At 34.5% G+C, this 24,977-nt stretch carries 25 protein-coding genes and 2 pseudogenes; 6 read left to right on the top strand and 21 right to left on the bottom strand.

Annotated elements, in window-relative coordinates; all coding sequences use genetic code 11:
* Window positions 1-49: 49 nt before the first annotated feature.
* The 8 genes from DKK70_RS07085 to uvrA form a co-directional block, all read right to left on the bottom strand.
* On the bottom strand, window positions 50-664 hold the full coding sequence (locus DKK70_RS07085) for a YiiX/YebB-like N1pC/P60 family cysteine hydrolase (RefSeq protein ID WP_181415938.1): 615 nt from the start codon (window positions 662-664) through the stop codon (window positions 50-52).
* A gap of 81 nt (window positions 665-745) precedes the next feature.
* Window positions 746-1,156 (bottom strand): DUF4878 domain-containing protein, encoded by a 411-nt coding sequence (locus DKK70_RS07080; protein ID WP_110433357.1) that lies wholly within the window; start codon window positions 1,154-1,156, stop codon window positions 746-748.
* 124 nt (window positions 1,157-1,280) lie between these two features.
* Window positions 1,281-1,694 (bottom strand): DUF4878 domain-containing protein, encoded by a 414-nt coding sequence (locus tag DKK70_RS07075; RefSeq protein ID WP_110433356.1) that lies wholly within the window; start codon window positions 1,692-1,694, stop codon window positions 1,281-1,283.
* 244 nt (window positions 1,695-1,938) lie between these two features.
* The gene (gene truC, locus DKK70_RS07070; protein ID WP_110433355.1) at window positions 1,939-2,646 is read right to left on the bottom strand and encodes a tRNA pseudouridine(65) synthase TruC; all 708 of its coding nucleotides are present in this window, start codon (window positions 2,644-2,646) and stop codon (window positions 1,939-1,941) included.
* A gap of 15 nt (window positions 2,647-2,661) precedes the next feature.
* Window positions 2,662-3,483 (bottom strand): pyridoxal phosphatase, encoded by an 822-nt coding sequence (locus tag DKK70_RS07065; RefSeq protein WP_110433354.1) that lies wholly within the window; start codon window positions 3,481-3,483, stop codon window positions 2,662-2,664.
* 80 nt (window positions 3,484-3,563) lie between these two features.
* Entirely contained in the window at window positions 3,564-4,169 is a 606-nt protein-coding gene (gene recR / locus DKK70_RS07060; RefSeq protein ID WP_110433353.1) for a recombination mediator RecR, read from the bottom strand.
* 208 nt (window positions 4,170-4,377) lie between these two features.
* The gene (gene plsY, locus DKK70_RS07055; RefSeq protein ID WP_219999711.1) at window positions 4,378-4,977 is read right to left on the bottom strand and encodes a glycerol-3-phosphate 1-O-acyltransferase PlsY; all 600 of its coding nucleotides are present in this window, start codon (window positions 4,975-4,977) and stop codon (window positions 4,378-4,380) included.
* Window positions 4,978-5,022: 45 nt separating this feature from the next.
* The gene (gene uvrA, locus DKK70_RS07050) at window positions 5,023-7,857 is read right to left on the bottom strand and encodes an excinuclease ABC subunit UvrA (protein ID WP_110433547.1); all 2,835 of its coding nucleotides are present in this window, start codon (window positions 7,855-7,857) and stop codon (window positions 5,023-5,025) included.
* A gap of 315 nt (window positions 7,858-8,172) precedes the next feature.
* Between uvrA and DKK70_RS07045 the strand changes: the two genes are divergently transcribed.
* The gene (locus DKK70_RS07045) at window positions 8,173-8,910 is read left to right on the top strand and encodes a cyclase family protein (RefSeq protein WP_110433352.1); all 738 of its coding nucleotides are present in this window, start codon (window positions 8,173-8,175) and stop codon (window positions 8,908-8,910) included.
* A 99-nt stretch (window positions 8,911-9,009) separates the two neighbouring features.
* Here DKK70_RS07045 and DKK70_RS07040 read toward each other — a convergent pair whose 3' ends face one another.
* On the bottom strand, window positions 9,010-9,948 hold the full coding sequence (locus tag DKK70_RS07040) for a sugar kinase (RefSeq protein ID WP_110433351.1): 939 nt from the start codon (window positions 9,946-9,948) through the stop codon (window positions 9,010-9,012).
* A gap of 27 nt (window positions 9,949-9,975) precedes the next feature.
* On the bottom strand, window positions 9,976-10,446 hold the full coding sequence (locus tag DKK70_RS07035; protein WP_110433350.1) for a YhcH/YjgK/YiaL family protein: 471 nt from the start codon (window positions 10,444-10,446) through the stop codon (window positions 9,976-9,978).
* A 377-nt stretch (window positions 10,447-10,823) separates the two neighbouring features.
* Here DKK70_RS07035 and DKK70_RS17495 point away from each other — a divergent pair, with 377 nt between their 5' ends.
* On the top strand, window positions 10,824-10,964 hold the full coding sequence (locus DKK70_RS17495) for a hypothetical protein (RefSeq protein WP_375334977.1): 141 nt from the start codon (window positions 10,824-10,826) through the stop codon (window positions 10,962-10,964).
* A gap of 454 nt (window positions 10,965-11,418) precedes the next feature.
* Here the strand turns inward: DKK70_RS17495 and DKK70_RS07030 are convergent, their stop codons facing one another.
* Both DKK70_RS07030 and DKK70_RS07025 read right to left on the bottom strand, forming a co-directional pair.
* Window positions 11,419-11,943, bottom strand: coding sequence for a low molecular weight protein arginine phosphatase (locus DKK70_RS07030; RefSeq protein ID WP_110433349.1), 525 nt, complete (start codon window positions 11,941-11,943; stop codon window positions 11,419-11,421).
* A gap of 343 nt (window positions 11,944-12,286) precedes the next feature.
* Window positions 12,287-12,631 carry a MerR family transcriptional regulator gene (locus DKK70_RS07025; RefSeq protein WP_110433348.1) on the bottom strand — a complete coding sequence of 115 codons (345 nt, stop codon included), beginning with the start codon at window positions 12,629-12,631 and terminating at the stop codon, window positions 12,287-12,289.
* 72 nt (window positions 12,632-12,703) lie between these two features.
* Between DKK70_RS07025 and DKK70_RS07020 the strand changes: the two genes are divergently transcribed.
* From DKK70_RS07020 to DKK70_RS07005, 4 genes are all read left to right on the top strand, one after another.
* Window positions 12,704-13,075 (top strand): EthD domain-containing protein, encoded by a 372-nt coding sequence (locus tag DKK70_RS07020; protein ID WP_110433347.1) that lies wholly within the window; start codon window positions 12,704-12,706, stop codon window positions 13,073-13,075.
* A 500-nt stretch (window positions 13,076-13,575) separates the two neighbouring features.
* Window positions 13,576-13,956 (top strand): nuclear transport factor 2 family protein, encoded by a 381-nt coding sequence (locus tag DKK70_RS07015; protein ID WP_110433346.1) that lies wholly within the window; start codon window positions 13,576-13,578, stop codon window positions 13,954-13,956.
* Between the two features lie 180 nt (window positions 13,957-14,136).
* A complete protein-coding gene (locus DKK70_RS07010) occupies window positions 14,137-14,829 on the top strand; it encodes a JAB domain-containing protein (protein WP_110433345.1) in 693 nt (230 codons plus the stop codon).
* Window positions 14,830-15,034: 205 nt separating this feature from the next.
* Window positions 15,035-16,216, top strand: coding sequence for a hypothetical protein (locus tag DKK70_RS07005; RefSeq protein WP_110433344.1), 1,182 nt, complete (start codon window positions 15,035-15,037; stop codon window positions 16,214-16,216).
* A gap of 206 nt (window positions 16,217-16,422) precedes the next feature.
* Here the strand turns inward: DKK70_RS07005 and DKK70_RS07000 are convergent, their stop codons facing one another.
* From DKK70_RS07000 to DKK70_RS06970, 9 genes and pseudogenes are all read right to left on the bottom strand, one after another.
* On the bottom strand, window positions 16,423-16,620 hold the full coding sequence (locus DKK70_RS07000) for a helix-turn-helix transcriptional regulator (RefSeq protein ID WP_110433343.1): 198 nt from the start codon (window positions 16,618-16,620) through the stop codon (window positions 16,423-16,425).
* Window positions 16,621-16,655: 35 nt separating this feature from the next.
* Window positions 16,656-17,015: pseudogene (locus DKK70_RS17175) on the bottom strand (integrase domain-containing protein); the annotation flags it as partial.
* A 70-nt stretch (window positions 17,016-17,085) separates the two neighbouring features.
* The gene (locus DKK70_RS16960; protein WP_110433340.1) at window positions 17,086-17,343 is read right to left on the bottom strand and encodes a phage integrase N-terminal domain-containing protein; all 258 of its coding nucleotides are present in this window, start codon (window positions 17,341-17,343) and stop codon (window positions 17,086-17,088) included.
* 871 nt (window positions 17,344-18,214) lie between these two features.
* Window positions 18,215-18,937: a tyrosine-type recombinase/integrase gene (locus DKK70_RS06980; RefSeq protein ID WP_375334976.1), complete on the bottom strand. Its 723-nt coding sequence runs from the start codon at window positions 18,935-18,937 to the stop codon at window positions 18,215-18,217.
* A 36-nt stretch (window positions 18,938-18,973) separates the two neighbouring features.
* Window positions 18,974-19,174: pseudogene (locus DKK70_RS17490) on the bottom strand (phage integrase central domain-containing protein); the annotation flags it as partial.
* Between the two features lie 30 nt (window positions 19,175-19,204).
* Window positions 19,205-19,360 (bottom strand): hypothetical protein, encoded by a 156-nt coding sequence (locus tag DKK70_RS17485; protein ID WP_375334975.1) that lies wholly within the window; start codon window positions 19,358-19,360, stop codon window positions 19,205-19,207.
* Between the two features lie 2 nt (window positions 19,361-19,362).
* Window positions 19,363-19,512 carry a hypothetical protein gene (locus DKK70_RS16950; protein ID WP_219999708.1) on the bottom strand — a complete coding sequence of 50 codons (150 nt, stop codon included), beginning with the start codon at window positions 19,510-19,512 and terminating at the stop codon, window positions 19,363-19,365.
* Between the two features lie 216 nt (window positions 19,513-19,728).
* A complete protein-coding gene (gene guaA, locus DKK70_RS06975) occupies window positions 19,729-21,312 on the bottom strand; it encodes a glutamine-hydrolyzing GMP synthase (protein ID WP_110433339.1) in 1,584 nt (527 codons plus the stop codon).
* A gap of 299 nt (window positions 21,313-21,611) precedes the next feature.
* Entirely contained in the window at window positions 21,612-24,962 is a 3,351-nt protein-coding gene (locus DKK70_RS06970; RefSeq protein ID WP_110433338.1) for an autotransporter outer membrane beta-barrel domain-containing protein, read from the bottom strand.
* Window positions 24,963-24,977 lie beyond the last annotated feature (15 nt).

The following is a 24,977-nucleotide window of genomic DNA, read 5'->3' as shown; positions in this document are numbered from 1 at the left end:
TAATAGTGTTTAAGCACAGCTCCTAGCTGGCAATAGAAAGCAACATGCTCTATGGCTTTTTGTCTGGATAAACATAAATCCAAGTGATATTTGGATAATTAGCAAAGGCCCCGGGAAATAAATAATCACCACTTAACAGTGGAAATTTGGCGTATTGCCATTCTGGATTAAAATCAGGTTGATATTTGATAATGGTATCATATAACAAAGATGTACAATATAAATGTTCTTGATCGCGAGAAGCAAGTATAAATTTCTCACCTTGTTTGGTTAACAGCTCTTCAATAATCTGCTTTTTTTGCTTATCTGATAAAAAATTCGGTCTTGCCACCGCATACATTTGCGCTAAATCGGGGGCAGTGAACTCAGTTAAAGTAGAAATGATTACTTGATTAGGCTTATTTTCATTATCATTGGTTGTTGCATGAATTATCTTAATTTCAGGTTCCACGGAAACAATCATGCCAATATGGGAATAATCACTACCATCAAGTTTTTTAACGATAAAACTATCTATTTGAACACCATTACGGAAAATCCAATCACCAGCTTTAATTTGTGAAAAATTTTTTATAGAGGAAATATCCGAATTTGCCAAGTCTAGTGCATAAACAGGAGTTTTTATAAAAAGGAGAAAAATAAAAATATAATGGAGAAATTTCATAAACATTTAAAGTTGTAATCTATAACCTAAAAAGGTAATAAAATTAGTTTTCCTTTTTAGGTTATCAAATAATTCTATGAATTATTTAAAATTAATAAACCATTTATCCTCAACTTTTATTAAAGATAATGCTGAATTAGTCTTAGTTCCATTTTTAAAGATAACGGTTGTTTTAACATTTGCTAACGTTTTATCACTATTATATTCAATTGGTGATAATTCTACTTTGTCAAAACCTCCATTTTGTTGGGCTGTAGCGACGGCTTGGTCGGTAACACCTTTCATTTTACTCTTCATTAACCCCTTGACATCAACACCTTTAGTTTTTAATTCATCAGGAATGTATAAAGCATCGATAAGGCCATTAACATCACCTGTATAACCAGCTTTAATGAATTTTTCAGCTACCGCCTCAGGTGTATCATTTGAAGAACAAGCTGTAACAACTAATGCCAACATAAATACACTTAAAAATTTAAATAACAATTTCATATTTTATTTCCCTATTTAATAACTTATTTATTTTATTCTTTACTTTTAACTGAACAACAGCAAATAATAAAAAACATTCTCATTTAATACATGATTAGAAAACCATTAATATATAATATTAAACCTAATGACCTAATTCAATAAACCAATTACCATCAACTTTAATTAATTTGAGTTTTTCATTTTTATTCTTACTGTCTTTAAAGACAACATTCATCTCAACCACTGCCAGAGTTTTATCATCATTAAGATATTTTGTTGGCTGATATTCAACTTTATCTACGCCACCATGATTCTCAGCATAGGTTTTCGCTCTGGTTACACTATCTTGTAATTTACCTTTGATCATCATACTAACCTGAGATGATTTTTCACTGTCAGGAATATTTATCATCTTTATTATGGTATCGGCATCACCGTTATACATGGCGCTTACATATTTTTCTGCAACTTTTTCTGGTGAACTTTCACCTGATGAACAGGCAACAGCAAGTAAAGTAAAAAAAAGAATTCCTATATACTGAGCTAATCGTTTCATTGTTTTTCCTAAATAATTTGTTTAATTTTGACTTTATAAATTTCTAACAGTGCTAATAATAATCTAAAAACAGTATGAATAAAGTTCTTTAATTATTGTGTAATGGAATAGTTAATTGCGGTAAAAGGTTATACCACCTAATTGAATAATGCAATAACCAATGAATTTTTATTAAATTGAATAATTGAGATTTATTAATAATATTAAGGAAAATATTCAAAATTTAACGATTAATCAATTCAATTTACTTGAATTCCCTCAATATTTTTAACCAATCATCACTTAATTTTGCATGAATAGTGAGGGGGTTAAGGGTAATAGGATGGATTATTTTAACGGTGCTAGCATGCAACATAAGACGCTTAACAGCAAAATAATGACTAAAAGCACGATTTTGATGAAGATCACCATGTTTGCTATCACCAATAATGGGATGGAAGATATGTTTAAGATGACGACGTAATTGATGCTTTCGCCCTGTTTGTGGTTTTAATTCAACAAAGCTATATCTAGCTGTTTTATATTTTCCCACTTCGATAGGTAACTCTATTTTGCTAAGACCTTTATAAAAGGTTATGGCTTCTTGAGCAGGTTTATCTTTATTGGCAAACTTATCAGCAATCTTATCCAATTCTTCAACTAATGGATAATCGATGATAGCTTCACCATCAACATAACCACGTACAATGGCATGATAAGTTTTCTCAATTTTATTTGAGGCAAATTGTTCCGACAACAGCCTTGCTATCTCACTAGATAAGGCAAAAATGAGTACACCTGAGGTTGGTCTATCTAAGCGATGAATGGGATAGACATGCTGACCAATTTGATCGCGCAACGTTTGCATGACCACGACAGTTTCATGTTTATCAAGCCAGCTCCGGTGCACTAACCACCCTTCTGGCTTATTGATTACGATTAAATCATTGTCTTGATAGAGAACTTCAAACATTATCTTAAAATTAACTTAATTAAAAAATATTTTCTCAAGTTCAGCGGCAATACTTGGGCTATTGTTATCACCAATTGAATAACTCGCTTTTTCTTTGACCTCTTTTTCAGCATTACCCATTGCGATACCTAATCCTGCAATAGTTAACATGCTAATATCATTAAAGCTATCCCCAAAAGCAACGATTTCGCTTAATTTGATATTTTCATGTTCGGCCCAATGCTTTAATCCATTGCCTTTAGTTTTTCCTTTTACCGCCACATCAGCACGATTTGACCATGACCATTCACAAGAAAATTCATCAAGCGCATCAACCGCTTTTGAGAATTGTTTTAATGCTGGAATATCATGACTACTTGTCGCAAATTTAAAAATTAAATCAGCCTGTTCAATAAGTTTTTCGAAGTCATCAACTTTTTTCACTTCCGGTTGTAAAAATTCAGGTAAAGATTTTATCCATTGGAAGAAACCGGCTAAATGATCATCAAGAACTTCATAAGTCATAAATTTGTCGGTATAAATTAAAGTATGGATGCCATGTTGATTAACTAAATTTAACAGTGTATGTGCTTGCTGTTTAGTCATTGGTTTTGCAGCAAAGCTTTGTTGTTTTTCAAAATCGTAGAGATAAGTTCCATTACAACAAATCGCTGGTGTTGATAATTTCAATTGATAATAGTATGGATAGATAGCGGTATGATGGCGACCGGAAACCAAAATGACTTTTATTCCTTTATCACTGATTTTTTTTATCATATCTACAGTTTCAGGGAGAACTAATCGGTTACTACCAAGTAAAGTACCATCCATATCAAAGGCGACTGCTTTATATTTCATAAAATCTTTTTTCCCATTATTTAATATATATTGATATTTAATAACCCTGTTGGATTATAAATCGTAATTAATAATAAAAGCTAAAAATCTATCTTCTGGCGACCAATAAATGAATGCGATAATGTAGTGCCATCCACCATTTCAAGCTCACCTCCGACAGGAACACCATGCGCGATGCGAGTGGCTACAATGTTAAATTCACTGCACATTTGAGCAATATAATTGGCAGTAGCGTCACCTTCAATCGTTGGATTGGTGGCTAAAATAACTTCACTTATTGATTCTGATTCTAGTCGCCTTTTTAATAAATCCAAACCAATGTCACTCGGACCGATACCATCGAGTGGCGATAGATGACCAAGTAAAACGAAATAACGACCACTATACTGCCCAGTTTGTTCAATAGCAAAAATATCTGCTGGTGATTCCACCACACAGATTTGATCATTACTTTGTCGTCGAACATTCGCGCAGATATTGCAGATCTCTTGCTCAGTGAAAGTTCGACACTCTTTACAATGACCTATGTTAATCATTGCCTCATTTAACTCTTGAGCTAAATGGAGCCCTGCTTGACGGTTACGTTGTAATAAATGGTAAGCCATTCGTTGAGCCGATTTGGGACCAACCCCTGGTAGACAGCGAAATGCACTAATAAGTGATTCTAAAAGCGGACTGATTTGCATGAATTATTTTGTTACCACATAGTTATACTAATTAAATAATAATACCTTGTTTCAATTGTCTATAAAACAAAATTATTCTATTACTTCAATTTAAAATTATTTAGATTTTGAGAAATTTCAATCAAAATCAATTAGTTTAGTTTTTCGAATTTTTATCGCTAAGATTTTAGTGATAAAAGATTAGGATCTATAAAGACTAGCATTTAGTTTATTTTTTACTGCGATGATAAAAACTTTTTGACTCCTCCCCTTTCAACAATCGCATAATATTACTGCTATGACGAACAATGATTAAACATGAAAGCATTGTCACAGGCAATGTCAATTCTGGTTTAAATAACCATACATATAAAGGCGCAAAAAGAAAACCTACTATTGCTGCAACGGAAGAATAACCGGTTATTATTAACACTAAAAACCACGTCAAAAGAAAACAACCCGTAAAATCAAGCCCAATAGGCGCCATCATCCCTAACGCAGTTGCCACACCTTTTCCTCCACGAAAATGAAAAAAACAGGGGAAAATGTGTCCAAGACAAGCTGAAATACCAATAATACCTAAAAAGAAAGGTGATATCCCAAGCCGATAAGCAATATAGACCGGAATAGCACCTTTTAACATATCAAAGATTAAAACAAAAACAGCAGGTAATCGTCCATTTATCCTTAATACATTAGTTGCGCCAGGATTATGTGAACCATATAAAGAAGGATTATTTAACTTCATTAAATGGCAAATAATCATAGCGCCAGAAAGTGAACCACAAAGATAAGCGATAATGATCATTAATATAATTTGTAATGCCAAATCCTTTCTCCTAAGGTTTACTTGATTTAGATATATAAGTAGTTATTATTTTTGCTTTTCCAATAATGGTTTCAAATATTGACCAGTATAGGATCTTTTCGATTTAGCCACATCTTCAGGTGTACCTTCAGCGATAATTTCACCACCACCACTTCCGCCTTCTGGACCTAAATCGACAATCCAATCGGCGGTTTTGACAACATCTAAATTATGTTCGATAACCACAATGGTATTACCTTTGTCCCGCAATGAGTGTAATTGAGCAAGCAATTGTTTAACGTCAGCAAAATGTAACCCAGTGGTTGGTTCATCTAAAATATAAAGCGTACTACCAGTATCTCGCTTAGATAACTCTTTTGCAAGTTTTACTCGTTGTGCTTCACCACCAGATAGTGTCGTTGCTGACTGACCAATTGTGATATAAGCCAGCCCCACATCAATTAATGTCTGTAACTTACGGGAAATCATTGGTACCGCGTCAAAAAATTCTCGCCCTTCTTCAACCGTCATATTTAGAATTTCATTAATCGATTTGCCTTTATATTTGATCTCTAATGTTTCACGATTATATCGAGCCCCATGACATTGATCACAAGGTACATAAATATCAGGTAGAAAGTGCATTTCAACTTTAATTAAACCATCGCCTTGGCAAGCTTCACAACGTCCACCTTTAACATTAAAGCTAAAACGGCCAGGATTATATCCTCTCGCTCTTGCTTCAGGCACCCCGGCATAAAGTTCACGAATCGATGTGAAAAATCCGGTATAAGTTGCTGGATTTGAACGTGGTGTCCGTCCTATAGGGCTCTGATCTATCGCAATAACTTTATCGAAAAAGTCCAATCCTTTAATTGATTTATATGGCGCAATTTCGGTTTTTTCTGCACCATTTAATTCGTTTTGAGCTAAAGGATATAAGGTATCATTAATTAAGGTTGATTTCCCTGAACCAGATACACCGGTAATACAGGTAAATAGTCCCACTGGAATATTTAAAGTTACATCTTTAAGATTATTACCAGTCGCGCCAATTAACGATAGCATTCTTTTCTTATCAACTTTATGACGCTCTGCTGGGATCTCGATTTTCTCTTTTCCTGAAAGATATTTACCGGTTAATGAGTTATTGCATGCCATAATCTGCTTTGGTGTACCTTGAGCGACAACCTCACCGCCATGAACACCTGCTCCTGGACCAATATCAATAACATAATCAGCAGCCATGATCGCCTCTTCATCATGTTCTACAACAATGACGGTATTACCTAAATCTCGTAAGTGAGTAAGCGTATCAATCAAGCGACTATTATCCCGTTGATGTAAACCAATTGATGGTTCATCAAGCACATACATCACACCAACAAGCCCTGCACCAATTTGACTAGCCAGTCGAATTCGCTGCGCCTCGCCTCCGGATAAAGTTTCCGCAGAACGTGACAGGGTTAAATAGTTCAATCCAACATTGATTAAAAATTGTAGACGATCATTAATTTCTTTTAAAATCTTTTCAGCAATTTGAGCTCGTTGTCCAGTTAAAGTGAGTTTATCAAAAAAATCTTTAGCTTGTTGTGTACTTAAATCGCTGATGGTTGGTAAGTTAGTATCATTAATAAATACATGTCGGGCTGTTCTACATAAACGTGAACCTTCACAACATGGACAAGGACGATTACTGATATACTTAGCTAACTCTTCGCGAATAGTTTGCGAATCAGTTTCTTTATAACGGCGACTAAGATTATTGATAATCCCTTCAAAAGGATGATTACGTTTAACAACATCACCACGATCATTGGTATAAACGAACTGTATTTCTTCGTCACCAGAACCATTTAAGAGAATATCTTTTACTTTTTCAGATAATTTCTGATATGGTTTATCGATATCAAACTTATAATGGTTAGCCAACGATTTTAACATCTGAAAATAGTAAAAATTACGTCTATCCCACCCTTTAATCGCTCCGGCTGCCAATGATACTTCTGGCATCTGAACAACGCGTTTCGGATCAAAATATTGTTGTACACCTAAACCGTCACATTCAGGACAAGCACCAGCAGGATTATTGAATGAGAATAATCTTGGCTCAAGTTCAGAAATGCTATAACCGCATAATGGGCAAGCAAAGTTGGCAGAAAACAGATGCTCTTCCGCTTTAGGATCATCCAAATTAGCGACTTTAACAATACCATTGGTGATGGAAAGTACGGTTTCGATTGACTCCGCCAAACGCAATTTCAAATCATCACGAATACGAAAACGATCAACAACCACTTCAATGGTGTGCTTTTTCTGAAGTTCGAGTATCGGTGGATCAGACAGATCATATACATCACCATCAACTCGAACGCGAATATAACCACTTGCCGCAAGTTGCTCAAATAATTTAACAAACTCACCTTTACGCTCAGTGACAACCGGCGCAAGTAACATATACCGGTTTTCAGATGGCAACGCCATAATACTATCAACCATTTGTGAAACAGTTTGCGCTGCTAACGGTAGATTATGATTTGGACAACGCGGTTCACCAATACGAGCAAATAAAAGTCGTAAATAGTCATAAATTTCAGTGATGGTACCCACTGTTGAACGGGGATTATGTGATGTTGATTTTTGCTCAATCGAAATAGCAGGCGATAATCCTTCAATATGATCGACATCAGGTTTTTCCATGAGTGACAAAAATTGACGAGCATAGGCCGACAACGACTCAACGTATCGTCTTTGTCCTTCTGCATATAAGGTATCAAATGCTAATGATGATTTACCTGAACCAGAAAGACCTGTAATTACCACCAATTTATCTCTTGGTATAATTACATTTATATTTTTTAAATTGTGTGTTCTTGCACCACGAATATCGATATCTTTAATTGACATAGATCTCTTCTTTTGTGTGTTTATAGATGAATGAAACAAAAATTAACTGTATATTATGCCAGTATTTATTGATTAAATATACAACTATTTAGTTTAATAGTGTCGGTTAGCAGAATTTCAATGATACAAAGCAAAAATCTTAATTAAAAAGCATTAATAAAGTATTTTTCTTATTAAAAAATCCTTTCCTCAACTTTTTCTTAATTGATTAAAACAAAAAGTTATATTTTTATAACTCAAAATTATTGGTTAACTTAATCTATTCATTTTACAATAAAAAAGAGATTTTTTTAAATATAAGGAATAATTTTGAATAACCAAGTCTTACAAGCATTAACTTTATTAAAGTCGAAAAAATGGATAGATTTGACTCATGCTTTTGATCACAATTCTCCCCACTTTTTTATGTTTAAACCTGCAGAAATAAAAACACTATTCGACCACAGCGATGGCTTTTTAGCACAAAACTTTAGTTTTGCTGGTCAATATGGTACTCATTTGGATGCGCCAATTCATTTTGTTCCTAAAACTCGTTATTTGCATGAACTGGAGTTGCAAGAGCTTGTATTACCATTAATCGTCATCGACCAATCTGAACGAGCCAAGCTAGATCCCAATTTTTCGTTTTCTAAAGATGACGTATTAGCTTTCGAACAGCAGCATGGACAAATTGAAGCTGGTAGTTTTGTGGCGTTACGCACAGACTGGAGTAAGAAATGGCCATCTCAATCTGCGATGGAAAACAAAGATGCCGCTGGAAATAATCAAATTCCAGGCTGGGGACTTGATGCATTGAAATTTTTATTCGAAGAGCGAAAAATTAAAGCTATTGGTCATGAAACTTTTGATACTGATTCAGCGAAAGCATTCCGAGAAAACAATGCGTTAAAAGGCGAATACTATGTTTTAGAGCAAGACACTTATCAAGTTGAGTTAATGACCAATTTAGATCAATTGCCAGCTAAAGGAGCAGTGATCTTTAATATTGTTGCTAAACCGAATAATGCTTCAGGTTTTCCGGTACGCTCTTTTGCCATAATGCCATAATAATTATTAGGCTCTAAAATCAAGATTATATTTTTAGAGTCACTATATCAAAATACGATAATTTGAAATAAAAAACGGTCAATAATGACCGTTTTTTTATTAAGCTTCGATTAATTTTGGTGTAGCATCTAACGGAATAATAGCGCCACGATATTGAATCACGGTACCAGCAACTAAGTGACCTTGGCTTGCTGATTGTGAAGGATTGTGACCACTCAAACGCGCCGCTAAATAACCAGCACTAAATGAATCTCCCGCCGCAGTTGTATCTATAACATCTTCTTTGGCGATTTTGTTAGCAGGTACCTCAAAACGACCTTCCAAAGAGTCAATAATACAACTATCGCTACCACGTTTAATCACAACTTCGCTAACACCAAATTTCTTGGTGCGCTCAATAACTTGTTCATAAGGTAATTTACCCCATAATAAGTCTTCATCATCGAGAGTTAAAAACGCAATATCAGTAAAAGATAAAATATCAGAATAAACGCTACGCGCTAAATCTAAGCTACTCCATAAACGTGGACGGAAGTTATTATCAAAAATCACTTTACCGCCATTGGCTTTAACTTGTTTTAATAAATCTAATAATTTAATAATACTTTCTGCATCTAAAATCGCGATACTAATACCACTTAAATAGACATAATCACATTTAGCGATTTGTTCAGCAACTTGGGCTGTTTCAGCTGTTTTTAACCAAAATTTAGCCGCTGCATCATTACGCCAATAATAAAAAGAGCGCTCACCTTGATCATCCGTCACAATTGAATAAAGTCCCGGCATTTTATCCGACATTCTTTGTACTAAATCAGTTGAAACATGCTCTTTTTGCCAGCTATCAAGCATCTCTTGACTAAAAGGATCGGTTCCTAAACCTGTCACATAGTGAATAGAAAAATCTTTATTTTTTAATAAACGAGATAAATAAACTGACGTATTAAGAGTATCTCCGCCAAAGCTACGGGTTGTTGAATCTTGTTTTATTGAAAGTTCAATCATACATTCGCCAATAACAGCGATTTTTGTTGTCATAGTGCTACCTAAAATCCTTACTTCTACTTATAAATAATCTAATGCGATTTTTACCACAACTTTCCGAACATTTGCAATCTTATTGTCGACTGCACAAAGCGGTTTGTGTACTTCATTCGGTAAAAATACAATAAAATCGTCTTGCTGTAATACTAACATAGTTTCTTCGTCAGGTGTTTTGATGAAAGCAATATCATTCTCAGTTATTTTATCATCTAATACTTGCGTATGCGGAGGTAGAGTAGAAACAGCCATCCCTTCTTGACCATCTAAAACAATCTGCACATCGATATACTTCTTATGATACTCAGGATTGGCTTCATGAATATATCTTAATGAATTATCAGACACAACAAAGAACATATTATCACCATCAATATCATAACGACCAGCTGGTGTATTGCTATTAACATTGTCTTTTACATATTCAATTGATTGTTTAATCTTGGTAGGCAAATAAGGAATTAAATCCAAATGATTAATATTACCTAAAATCATACTTAACGGTCCTTAACAGATAAATTGATGCAATAACTATTTTTATACTCTTCTACATATAACTTTGGAAGCATAAAATCTTTAGGCAAGAGTATATACTCAAGCGATGTTTTTTTGTAGATCATTTGTTAATAAGTATAACGACATTTTATAATTTTTATGAGATGTTAAAATTTATCATGATAATAAAAACAACAAATAAAAACATTTATTATAAATTTAGCAATTTAATCATTAAAAAATCCTGTATTGAAAAAAATGTTAAAGTTTAGAACAAGATTATCAATTATCTGATGATTACATTCGACATATTTCTAACGATTATCTAACTAACGGTGAAATTGACTGTGACTAACTCATATAAGTGTTTATAAAAAATTATCGATAATAACCTTCCATATACCTTAATTCTTGAAGATGATTCTGTTTTAAAAAAAGTACCCAAATTTTTGAAAAGTTTTGAACAGAAATTTTTAAACACGGAATTTATCTACTTACTGTGGATTTATATTATCTGATGAATAAAAAAGTCAAGATTGGCGATTTTGAACTGTTCAAAAGCACTAAAGCGGTAAGAGCAATTGGATATATAATCACAAATAATGCAGCGAGGTAATTAATCAACTTTTACCCTCCCCATTCGATATGTTTTGATTTATTTTAATTATTTAAATTATGCTCCGGCATAAAGATATATGGTTTAGTACCCTATTTGATCGTGGTAATTAAAGATCATAATTTGAATTGTTCGATTGACGCAGACAGAGTTTTATTAATTAAACATCTTTCAAAATACAGAAAAAGTATTTTTAAAAAAAATATCATAATAAGATTAATATCTTACTTGCTTTGGAAAATTCCATTAAAGAAATTCGAAAAAACTAAATATTATACTGATTAAATATTTTTCAATAAAAAACCCGCTAAGCGGGTTAAATTGTTCTGATTAATATAATAAAAAAATAACTCAAATTATTTCTCTTTAGCAATTTTATCCAAAGCCAATGGTAAAAATTCATCTAATTGTTTTTCTACTTTGATATAAGCAGATAATGGTAATTTATATGGATCAGAAAGATCTTCATTTTTACCTGTGGCAAATTCAGATAATGTAAATACTTTACCTTTCGATTCAGGAAATTGACTTAGAATTTTATCTTTATGTTTTTGCGTCATTGTCAGTAAATATTCTGATTTATCAATATCTTCTTTCTCTAATTGCGTTGCTTTATGTGACGATATATCAATATTTCTATCTTTTAATACTTTAACTGTACCTTCTTCTGGGGTTAATTCACTCGGATCTACATTAACACCCCGTGATTGAACCTCAATATTGAGATTATGTTTGTTGACATAATCCTTAGCTAATGCTTCGGCCATAGGGCTACGGCCGGTGTTACCAGTACAAACAAAAGTAACAACGTGATCGAGAGCAAAACAAGAAGCACTAAACAATGCCAATAAACCAACTAAATATTTTTTTAAATTAAACATGTTTTACCTTAATAATTAGCCAAAAAACAAATTTTATAATAACAAAAATAATATTAAATTCTAATTAGTTTTAATTCAATACTTACTCCTAATAGCATCCTATTTACTAACTAATTCAAATCATTTTCAATCTGCAAAAGTCATCAACAATAACCTTTTACTAAAAATATCACAGGATTATTAAAAGAAAACTACCATTAATTTTTATCAATATCGTTGTAATTAAGATGATAACGCCACCCCACAAAGGATTAACTTATCCATTGTTTAGTAAATTTAGGTAACAACCCACTCTATCTTAACATTTGGCTATTGAAAACCTTTTCATGTAAAAAAATAAATATTAGTTTTCATTTAACAAACTTATTAAATGACTACGACTTTGCTGCAAAAGTTCAATTTGCTCATCTAATTTTAATAAAGTGTCACTCAATCCATTTTTGAATTCTTTACAAGGCGAAAACTTTTTATTTTGATGTTGCCAACAAGGAAGGATCTTGCGTATAACTTTTAATGTTAATCCAGCACTATTTAATTTATGAATGAGTTTAACTCGCTCAATGTCCGCTATTTCAAACTGGCGATAACCTGAAACAGAACGTTTTGGAGCAAGCAATCCTGCTTCTTCATAGTATCTAAGCATCCTTATACTAATTTGACTAAGTTTGGATAATTCACCAATTTTCATAACACCTCCTATTGACTCTAACAGCGCTGTCATACTTTACCATATGGTTTTATTTATTAAAGGAGATATTAAATGATCAAATTAATTACGTTAGTTAAACGCAAAAAGACATTAAGTTATCAAGAATTTGATGATTATTGGCATAACCATCATGCAAATTTGGTTAATTCACAAAAAGAAGCGCTAGGAATTCTTCATTACGTCCAAAGTGTTCCATTACAGGATAAAAAACCGGGAAATGCTATGCGCAATAGCAGAGGTGCACCTATTTTTGATTTTGATGGAATGGCTGAAATTTACTGGCAAAGTAAAGAAAAAATGTTAACTATCAGAACTTCACCTGAAGCCCAAAGAGCCATCCAATTGTTATTAGATGATGAAAATCAGTTTATCGATCACTCACAATCGTTAATCTGGTATGCAACAGAACGAACGATTATTTAAATGCATATGATTTACTATAATTCGTTATTATCATTTTAAATTCTAATAATTTTATTCTAAGTAAAAAAGCCATTCGGAAATGAATGGCTTTTATATAGATTAACAAAAATTAATAACTGTAAAGGATTTACTCCCACTCAATCCTAGCACTCACTTATTTTTATTATTTAATCAATAAGTTATAAAATAAAAAAAATGCTTATACCGTTAAAAATACCGTGCAATACTGAGTGGATATATAGTAGACAATTGAGCCCCTAAAAAAATATTTATAATCAATGAGTTACAAAACTCTAATAAAAAATATTTTTTTAACCTAACCACTTGCAATCTTTTTATACAATATATTACACAGAAACTATATGATTATGAATAAAAAGACTATTTTTTATGAGTTTAATATTACCCCAAAATCCTAAAATTTAATACCGTTTGTTAGAATTAAAAATACAAATTATATTATCGTTTTGACCTATGTTATAAATTATAGGGAGTTGGTTATGAATCAAAGAACGGTATCGGCTAATAAATATAATGAAGTCACGAATATAGCCGCTAAATATATTGAAGCCTTACGAATAGGCAGCGTTGATATGTTGTCTGATATTTTTCATAAAGATTGCGTAACCTATGGAACCGTCAACGGTCAACTTATGGGCGGAGCCAGTAATCCCACCTCCGACTTTATCAATAACTATGATAAATACCCTAACATCGTTTCTCATATCGACATTCTCGATATTACCCCAACTACCGCAATTGTTCGAGTTGTTATGGCAAAAGATGCAGTTAATTCTGATTGTAACGACTATCTAACGTTTCTTAAACTTGATGGAAGCTGGAAGGTTATCACCAAAGTTTTCCACCAGTTTGATAAATGATTTTCTTTTGAAGCAACCATTGACTGAATAATATACTTATTGCTTCAAGGCATATTAAATTAGTCAACCTGTAGTGAAAAATATAAACTACATATCATTAGCTTAGCTGATGCCGTTTACTTAAAATAGCCTGTAAACTATGTTATATTTTTGACCAACACTCCTAACTAAGAACGACCTATGGATATTAAACTCGGTAAAAATGATAAGCGTTATATAGAAAGTTCAGATGATGTATATAGCATCATGCAACGCGTACTCCTTCGTGAAAATAAGATAGACAAGGAAAAAGAACACTTCTGGATTATCGGCATGAACGAAGCAGGGTATATTCTCTATATAGAATTAATTGCTTTAGGTTCAGTAAAAGCCGTTAATATAGAGCCTATGAATGTTTATCGTGTTGCTGTGATGAAAAATGCGACACGAGTCATTGCTATTCACAATCACCCAACTGGACGCTTAGCTCCTTCCAAAGCAGATTTAGATATCACAGATCGCCTTATTCAGGTAGGGCGTATACTCAATATTGCACTTGTAGATCACCTTATAATCAGTACCGAAGCCTATGATAGCTTAAAATCAAGGGGAGTAATGGACGAGTTAGAGAAAAGCCTTAAGTATGTTCCGACTTATCAGGTTATAGAGCAGATTAGGAAAGAAGAGAAAGCAATTGCCCGAGATGCCGTTAAAACAGCAAAAGACATTGCTAAAGCGGCTAAAAATGAAACTAAGAAAGAGCGTCAACAAAAAGAAGCTTTAGTTATAGCTCTTTGGGAGAAAGATGTTTCAGTCGAACAAATTGCCATAATTATGGAGACAACTCCAAAATTAGTTGAGAAGATTGTAAATAGGAAAAAGACTAGTGTTTGATCTATTTACTTATCTATAACTTGATGCTGTTGCCATATTTAAATGATTACAAAATAATGTGTTAAAATATAGGCACATTTCTATAAATTTAAGATGAGTAAAAGTCAGAAAAGATGTTAGAGAAATGTTCGTCTTGTGGAAATGGAGCTTTCTATTAAATTATTAGATTCACAGAGAGCATAAACTAAAACAACAAGGAGGAAATATGTCTCAAGAACTAGAAAAAGCCGAAGTAAAACCGCGTAGTTCCAGAGCAGGCAAAAAGCAGATATCGACAAATGATCTTCCCAAGAAAACGCTGGAAGAATGCATTGCAGTTATTAAACCAATATATGATACATATGCTGGAAATCCAGTTACTTGGGATGAAATAGCAGGAGCAATGAATGTTGGTGCAAAATCAAATAACACCAAATATTTAATTTGGGGAGCTCAAGCTTATGAGCTTATTGTCAAGGAGGGCGATAAATTCAGACTCTCTGAAACTGGTCGAAAATTATTAGCTCCAACATATCCACAAGAGAAGTCAGAGGCAGCAATTAAAGCTGTAAGAATTCCTACACTACCTAGCAAGTTTTATTCGGATTTTGATGGCAAACTTATTCCAGAAGATGAGTTTCTTAATAATGTACTAGAAACTAATTATGCTATACCTCGAGATCGTATCGAAGAAGCTAAGAACATAATAATTTCTAATGCAGAATATGCTGGAATAATTCTAGAGCACCAAGGTGGCAAAAAAACTATACGTTTAGATGGAGTTGCACCAAATGCAGTAACAAATAGTTTTAAGGAAAATAAAAAAACTGATATTTTAGAGGCTGAAAATGAAGTTTCCGAGGACACCGATGATAATCAAGCTGATATATCAGATGTCGAAAAACTATGTTTTTATATTACTCCGATAGGCGATGATACTTCAGCAGAGCGAAAGCATGCTGATATGCTTTTAAGACATTTGGTTGAGCCTGCGTTTTCTGAATTCGGTATTCAAGTAGTGCGAGCCGATAAAATTGGTCGATCAGGACTAATTTCACAACAGATATTTGAGCATATAGTTTCTAGTAAATTCTGTGTTGCAGACCTTTCATTTGGTAATCCTAACGCATTTTATGAATTGGGTGTTAGACATATGACGAAACTTCCGACAATTCAGATAATAAGAAAAGGAGATAAAATTCCATTCGATGTAGCTCAGGGACGTACGATCGTTATAGATGTTTCAGATATCTATACGTTAATTGATAGAATGGAATCGGCTAAAAACGAGCTAGTTGAGCATATTAAAAATTACCTAAATCCTTCAGATAGTAATCGAGGTGAAGATAATCCGATAAGTATCCATTTACCAGGATTGCAGGTCAAACTTCCTAGTGTAGGAAAATAATTCCTTTAAAAGAGCAGCTTTTAGATAGATGTCTTGCTGCTCAAACTAGCTTAAGATTTACGCTTAACTATCTAATTTTAATCGATTTCCAGATTTAATTGACCTTATTAATACTTAGGTTTAAGACTAAGAATTACCAATCCATGACATATATGAAATAGTGCTACAAACTTGTAACACTATTTTAAGGTACACCTAATAGATAACTATTCACCTTTTCCCTCCATTTCAACCAAATACCCATCAATCCAATCATCAATATCGCTCTCTAACCAAGCAACGGCTCGTTGACCTATCTTGAACTGCTTAGGGAACGTATTTTGCTTGATATGAAAATAGATAGTGGCTCTTTTTAAGCCTGTTTTTTCCATTACTTTAGGTAAACGGAGTAGAATTTTGCTCATTGTTCTTCTCCTGTATTACCATAAACCAGCTTAATCTAGCGTCCTCTGCCATCACCATGACCTAAGTTCATTGAAATCATAGCCATGACCTTTTTTTCTGAATGTCCTTTCGCTTTGTAATATCGCATTAAATTCTGAGCAAATGCATACCGTAAACTGTGAGGTGCCAATTTACCCGTTACCCCTATAGAACTACAATGATTACGCCAATAAGTCATTGCTTGCTTTAAGGTGGGGTTATTAATTAACTTTCCATTTTGTTATTCAGCGATCGCTAAGGCATTATTGACAGCATTAATTACTCTAGTTCTGTCTAATACCGTTGTTTCTCTAGGTCTACCACCTTTAGTGCCAAAAACCACTTTAAGCTTGGTAGCTCCGTTGGCGAGTACTGTTTGCCAAGTTTTTAAGGATTGACAACTTTGTACTGCTTCTTCACCTCTTAAGCCTAATACTCAGGCAATTTCAATAGTGGCGGTTAATGCAGGGCTTTTTTGGAGTGCGTTTTTTTACTCCCTGCTCAAAACGATGAGCAATATAGCTTTGAATATATTTGGCTTTGATTTGACTGATGTCTTTAATTTGGATGTTATTGACTTTTAAATAATAGCCAAGACGTATAACATGTAGTTTCCTTGCGTGTTCAGTTACTCGAGCTCCTTTAGCTTGCACAGCAACTTGCATTAATTGTTTGTTTAGACTTTTTGATTTTCCAGATTTCATAATTTTTTCCTCTAACGTAATTCATAAATGGTTAATTGCTATCTCTAATGCGCGCTTTTTCGAAATAAACACAACAATAAAAAGCGTTTACTTTTTCCTGACCTGGTTATTTCCTTGAGGGATACCTTTGCACCAGAGCGGAACAACGTTGAGGTCAAGGGGCTCGGATGATGTACTTAGTACGACCGCCTGTTACATGTAATCCCTTCATGTCATGGATGGTGACAAGCCATCGGTATCAGTCAAGTGCTCCTAATAAACATTATTGGCAACAATAAATTATGAAAAGTGGTGAAATTATCTAGAAAACCTGTAGAAAGCCTGTCGGCTTAGATTTAAGACAGTGTCTATAAACGGCGTCACTTTCTAACTCCACGCTTTAAGGTGACGCCTAAGAGCAGCGTAAGTTTGAAACTTAGCTATTGTTGATTAGTAAAAAAGCAGCAGGAAAAGGGATTAAGCTTGTGCAAAGTCCCTTAGTAACATTTATGCCGTAGGAACGGCTAAATGAAAAGGATTGAACCTTAATGAATGTTCTTACAGCAGTTCATTACGCTTCAATAAGCAGAATTAGGCACCCATTAAATTAATAAATAAAACAAGTTTAACAGAACAATAGATGGCAAATGGCTTAATAAAATAAAAAATTAGCAAACTTTGTAGAATAAGTATGCTCTCTACAGCTTTCTATTACGAAAACAGCCCACACGCAGAAGGAAGTTTAAGGTGTATGTGGTTCTTATCCTAGTTTTTCACTTGAACAGAGACTCGAAAGAACCTGTCTCACTGGGATTGTGGATAGCCCCACGCGGCATGATGCGTTCCACGAACGCGATACATTGTATTTATTATGGATATGAAAAAATATAAATCAATAGCAAATTAATTTAAAAACTTTTATAAACAACAGGTTAATTTCAATTTTTAGACGATAATGAACATTAATAGCAACTAACGGAAGGTTAAAAAATATTTTATTGACTCTGTAAATTTTTATTTCAACACGGTCGTTTCGAAATTCTCTGAACCTGTTATGCATATTCAGCCTTGTTGTAAACTGCTCTAACGCCTTTCTGTTCGTGGGATAACGCTTTTTAATCCAGTCCGAATGATAGACTGGTTCATGTAAGTGGGTAGAAGCGGTTCGGCGCATATCATGCAGTACAAATTTTTCTATTGGCAAGCCGTTTCTTTGCGCTAGCTCAAAGGTATGTGCGGCGGCTCGATTTAATGAACTTAGTGATACAGTGCTATATTTTGATTGACCGAAACTAAGTAAAACATATTCTGAACCGCTCGCTAATACATACAGCTGCATAAATAAGTCTAATGCTTGTATTGATAGGTAAACAACGTGTGGACGGCCAGCACCCTGACGGCTTACTTTCATTTTTTCGGTAGGTATTGTCCATTCGGCTGCCACAAAATCAATTTCATCCCATGTGGCATTAACCAAGTTACTTTTTCTAACCATCGTTAACATAAGTAGTTTCAAGGCAACTTTTAAAGCGTGAGAGGTTTGAGCATTTTTTAAAGTATTAAAGAAAATACCGATTTCTCGTTTAGATAAAGCTCTATCTCTAGGATTAAATATCGCGATCGTTGAGGGAACAACATATTCGGCAGGATTTTCACAGTTAATCCCTCTAGCTTTGGCATAACTGAATACATTACCAATAATATCACGAGTTCTTACAGCTGATGCAAATGCCGCTCGATTTTTAATTTTTTCACAATGGCTTTGTAGCATATCCGCTATGATTTCATTGAAGGCTTTTTTGCCAAACATAGGCAAAACATCGCGTTTAATAATGCATACAATAATATTACGAGTGCTATCTTTATAATTAACATCTTTTAGCTACTTTTCTAGCCAATTACTAAAATGATTTAATTTTCCTTGTTCTTTTATACGTTGTTTTTCTGTCGCTTGGGAAACGCCTTGAGCTAATAATTTCTTGGCATTTATCAGTTTCTCTCGAGCTTCACCTAGCGATATAATACCATATTTACCAATTGTTAAAATCTTTCGGCGTTCATTAATTTTGTAATCAAATCTAAATGTGATTTGCCAGATTTAGCAACAGTAGCGTATAAGCCATCACGATCCGAAATTTTATAGACTTTATCCTTGGATTTTAATGCCTTCAATTTGGTTTCAGTCAACATATCTCCCCCTTAAAAGCTAATTAAATTTTACCGCAACCTTGAACGGTAAAAATATAGCATATCACAGTATATAAAAATTTTTACCGTTATTTTTTACGGTAAAATCTAAAAAATGTGCTGGATTAATATGGATTAAAAAAGACAAAAAAGCCAGTAACACTATTGATATCACTGGCTTTTTAAATATTGATTTATATTAATAACAAAAAGAGAACATTATTCCCACTCAATAGTCGCAGGCGGTTTGCCGCTGATATCATAAACCACTCGTGATATGCCATTAACTTCGTTAATGATACGGTTTGATACTCTTCCTAAAAAGTCGTAAGGAAGATGCGCCCAATGAGCGGTCATGAAGTCGATGGTTTCAACCGCACGCAGTGAGACAACCCAATCATAGCGACGGCCATCGCCCATAACGCCAACCGAGCGTACCGGTAAAAATACGGTAAAGGCTTGGCTAACTTTGTGATATAAATCGGCTTTGTAGAGTTCTTCGATAAAGATAGCATCCGCTTGTCTCAATAAATCACAGTACTCTTTTTTCACTTCACCTAATACCCGTACACCTAAACCTGGTCCAGGGAATGGGTGGCGATAAAGCATATCGTATGGTAAACCAAGTTCCAGACCGACTTTACGTACTTCGTCTTTGAATAATTCACGTAACGGTTCAACTAAGCCCATTTTCATATCTTCAGGTAATCCACCCACATTGTGGTGAGATTTGATGACATGGGCTTTACCGGTGTTAGCCGCCGCAGATTCAATAACATCAGGATAAATAGTCCCTTGAGCAAGCCATTTTACATCTTTAAGTTTTGCTGCTTCTTCATCGAAAACTGCGACAAATTCACGACCAATGATTTTACGTTTAGCTTCTGGATCGGCTTCACCTTTTAGTGCTGCCATAAAGCGATCTTCAGCATTAACAGCAATAATATTTAAACCAAATTTATCACCAAACATCTCCATTACTTGCTGTGCTTCATTTAAACGTAGTAAACCCTGATCCACAAAAACGCAGGTTAGCTGATCGCCGATGGCTTGATGTAATAAAAGTGCGGTAACAGATGAATCAACGCCACCAGAAAGACCTAATAATACTTTATCCTTGCCCACCTTCTCTTTGATACGGGCCACCGCATCAGTGATAATAGAAGATGGTGTCCATAATTTTTCACAATGACAAATATCAATTACAAAACGTTGTAATAATTCAAATCCTTTAACAGTATGGGTTACCTCTGGATGGAACTGTACACCATAAAACTGTTTTTCGTCATTTGCCATAATGGCAAATGGACAGGTTTCTGTTTGACCGATTACGGTAAATGTGTCAGGTAAAGCAGTGACTTTATCACCATGACTCATCCAAACATCGAGTTGCTCAATACCCGCATCATTCGTGCTATCTAAAATACCCTCTGTTAATTTGGATTTTGCAACAATATCAACTTTAGCATAACCAAACTCACGTTGATTAGATGCTGTAACTTGTCCGCCATGACCTACTTGGATCGCCATTGTTTGCATACCATAGCAAATCCCTAATACCGGCACTCCTGCATTAAATACAAATTCAGGTGCACGAGGGCTATTTTGCTCGGTTGTACTTTCCGGACCACCCGATAAAATAATGCCTTTAGGATTAAACTGTTTAATTTTCTCTTCCGAAACATCCCACGGCCACAGTTCACAATACACACCGATTTCGCGAACTCGTCGAGCAATTAATTGCGTTACTTGTGAACCAAAATCCAAAATCAATATACGCTGTTGGTGGATGTCTTTATTCATCAATTTTAATTCCTAAAATATGGGCTAATACAAAAATTGGAGGCTATTGTATCATCTAATTATTATGCTTAAATAGCGTAGCAGTATTTTTTTTGTATATTGTGTCTATGTATTAATAGATCGATAACTTACTTAGAGAAATAAACTGCGTAATGGAGATAATTTAATAGACATGTGAAGTAAGAGTTGTGGAAAATTTTTGAAAATAGTTTATGAATAATAAAAAAAATATATACGTAGCAACTATGGAGCAAATTACTACGTATATATAAATAGATAAAACTAAGCAATTTTATGTCTTACCATTTGTGCTCAACACCAATATTACCGCGATAACCTTGATGTTCAGCACTACTGAAATTATGTTCGAAGCGCGCATCACCATATAAATAGGTATCTTTAACTATTGGTGTTTTTGCGCCTAAACCAATTTCCCCCCAACTACTGTTATATTTTTCACTTAAACGGTCTCTACCCACTTCAATACTACTTGGTTTAATAAAATCGTGCCAAACATTGGCTATAGTATAAAAAGAAGAGATTTGTTGTGATTGCGCCAGGTCATTGTAAGCCAATCGAACACCAATGCGACCACGAAGTAGTTTTTGGTTATTTTGATCCACACTTCGATATTTATCCTTAAAGTTATCCAAATCAATATATTGATAGACAAGTTGCATTTGTGGTTCCATTGACCAATCACTTTGCTTAATATTATTTTGGCCAAAATTAAAAGCATATCCTGTTTCTGCCGAAACCGCTACAGCAAAGCCATTTTGGTGAATTGAACTAGTGCTTTTATGCGCATCATATTTGTTTCGTAATGCCGAGAATTGGCCAACTAAATCGATGTAACTATTATCAATTGAAAAATAAGTATTAGTTAATCCAAGGCTAAATGCTTCCGAGGTACCTTTACCTGTTTTTTTGTTATGAGCAATTAAACCATTAACTGCACGATATTTATCGGAAAAATCAGTATTGGCTTTGGTATATGAAAAATAGGCTCCGATATAATTGTGGCTACCATCGGCAAATAAATTATTTACTAGATCATGACCAAGTTGTAATCCATAGACATCAGTTTCTAAATTCAGCCGTTTTTTCCCATCTAATTTTAGATGTTTTCCTAATATTCTTCCCCATGTTTCACTTAGATAGTTATCACAGGTACTACAATTTGCTAAATTAAAATTGGTAAAGCTACCTCTACGTTCATGCAAAGTACCAATACTTAATAAACCTTGCTCTTGGTTTACTCGTGGCATTGAAACATATCCGGCCACTGCATGTGAATAAATCACTTTTTTCGGTGGCGTCGGAGGCACTGGTGGTGACGGCGGTGACGGCGGTCCCGGTGGTGATGGTGGTTCTGGCGGTGACGGCGGTCCCGGTGGTGTTGGCGGTTCTGGTGGCGATGGCGGTCCCGGTGGTGTTGGCGGTTCTGGCGGCGACGGCGGTCCCGGTGGTGTTGGCGGTTCTGGTGGCGATGGCGGAGTTACTGGCTTAGCAGCCTCCATCGTCCAATAGTATTCATCACCATTAGCTGTTTGGCGTTTTGCTAATTGAATTTCAGTCGCACCTTTGGTTTGAGCATCTCCAGTAAAATTGTTTACGGTGGTTGATTTTTCTATTTTAATAATCGGTATACTATTCAATACGGTAGCAACTTGATGTATATTGCCATCAATAACATTTTCATCGCCATTGGTATCAACAGGTATGATTTTGGTCAAACCCTTAACTTCACCCATAATTTTCAGTAAGTCTGATTGCGAACTGTTTGCATAAGTATCACTTGGATTATTCCATAATGTATTCATCTTAACTATCGCATTATTGGATGCAAAATAGTTACCTTGAATGGTTAAAATATCATTATATTCTCCATGTGAACGGTTATCCATACTGATAATGCCACCATCATTGGTAACATTGCCTTGTAAAACAAATTCATTATCGCCGGCATTATCAAATGCCGCATTAAGTACTGCGCCATTGGCTAAGGTCAAATTATCAAATAATGCGGTTTTATTAGCGCCATTTGCTTTCAAATTCCAAGTAAAACCATTATTTAAGTTTAAATTAAGTGATGGCGTTTTATCGGTATCTAATACTTCACCCTCTTCAGTTTTAACCAACCCTTTATAAACTAGCCCAGTCATACTACCTTTATCAGAAGCATTAAAGGTAACCGATGACGCTTGATAGGCATCATGGTTCTGTTCATCACCAGTTTGATCATAAGTGTTAGAAAAGAATTGATATCCAGGAGCGGTATAATTGCCACTCACATTGATAATATAACCAGCATCATTTGCCGTAAGATCTGTTTTATCACCACTGAAAGATAAAACGGTATTGACTTGCCCTTGATCGACAAATATTAAATCTTTACGACCGACCGAACCACTAATAACAGGATCAGCACTGGTACCATTAGTAGTAAATATGGCATTTTTAAAGCTGGCACTAACATTATGTGAGGCAGCTTGTTCAAATTCGCCATTTGAAGTAGTATCATCATGGGTACCTATTTCAAGTGCATAACCATTGGTCTTGATAATTGTCGAACTAGCATCATAATCAGCTTTTAATAAAGAATTTCGCACCATTTTAATACCAGAACCATTTAAAGCATTAGTCGTATCAATGGTGAGTTCGCCGTGAGATTCTAAAATACCGGGGCCTTCCCCCATATTACGTGTCTTACCTAATTTAATACCACTACTGTCCCAATCTATTGATGAACTATCACTACCTTTATTCAAAACAATACTATTTTTAGCACCTTTTAAAATCACTATTGGCGTCAATTGACCATTAGAACCTGTCTCGTTGGCTCCCTTATAATTGCTTGCATTACCAGATACATAAATACCTACAGCACGATTACCTGTCAACGTCATATCCAAATCATCATTAACAATAACTCGGCCGGTTGAACCATCGCCGCTATTAGTATATGCACCTTGAATAGCGCGAATACCATTATTTAATAACGGTGAAGTTTTACCTCCTGATGTTGTTTGATTGATTGTCAGTTTATCTACTGTAATTGTGCTATATTTACCATTATAGGTGTTTCCTTCAGCTGAATTAACGGCTGAGCCAGCTAATATTCCATAAGCTTCAACCCCACCACTAGAGTTTTGACCACGGGTATAATTATCGTTTATATTTAATGCAACATCTTTAGCGGTTATATCGACGTTGTTGTAGGTAATCAACCCCAACACATTACCATTATTATTAATAGTAAAATTTAAATTACCAGCATTAATTGAACTACCGTAAACACCATAAGTATATTGGTTACCTAAACCAGTATAATCGCCTCTGACATTTGCAGTAAGGGTTGTATCACCAACATTAAGTTGTTCATGTAATTTACTCCTTGTTAAAATATAGAAACTTGCATTACCTGTTTGCGTTACAGTTGCCTCCTTTATATTATTGCAACTAGGGTTATTTTGACCGACTAAATATGATCCATTAGCACTCGGTGTACAATCTAACGCAAAAGACGAGGCGGAGGCAGACAAAATTGAAACCGTTATCATTACTTTACTAACACGTCGTGTCAATTCAGAACAAACTATGCTAGTACCAGTAATAAAATTATATTTAGTTTGGTATATTCGATTCATAATTTAATCCTTATA

Source organism: Gilliamella apicola (assembly GCF_003202655.1).
Classification (GTDB): domain Bacteria; phylum Pseudomonadota; class Gammaproteobacteria; order Enterobacterales; family Orbaceae; genus Gilliamella; species Gilliamella apicola_R.
This window is presented reverse-complemented; position numbering and strand designations above follow the sequence as displayed.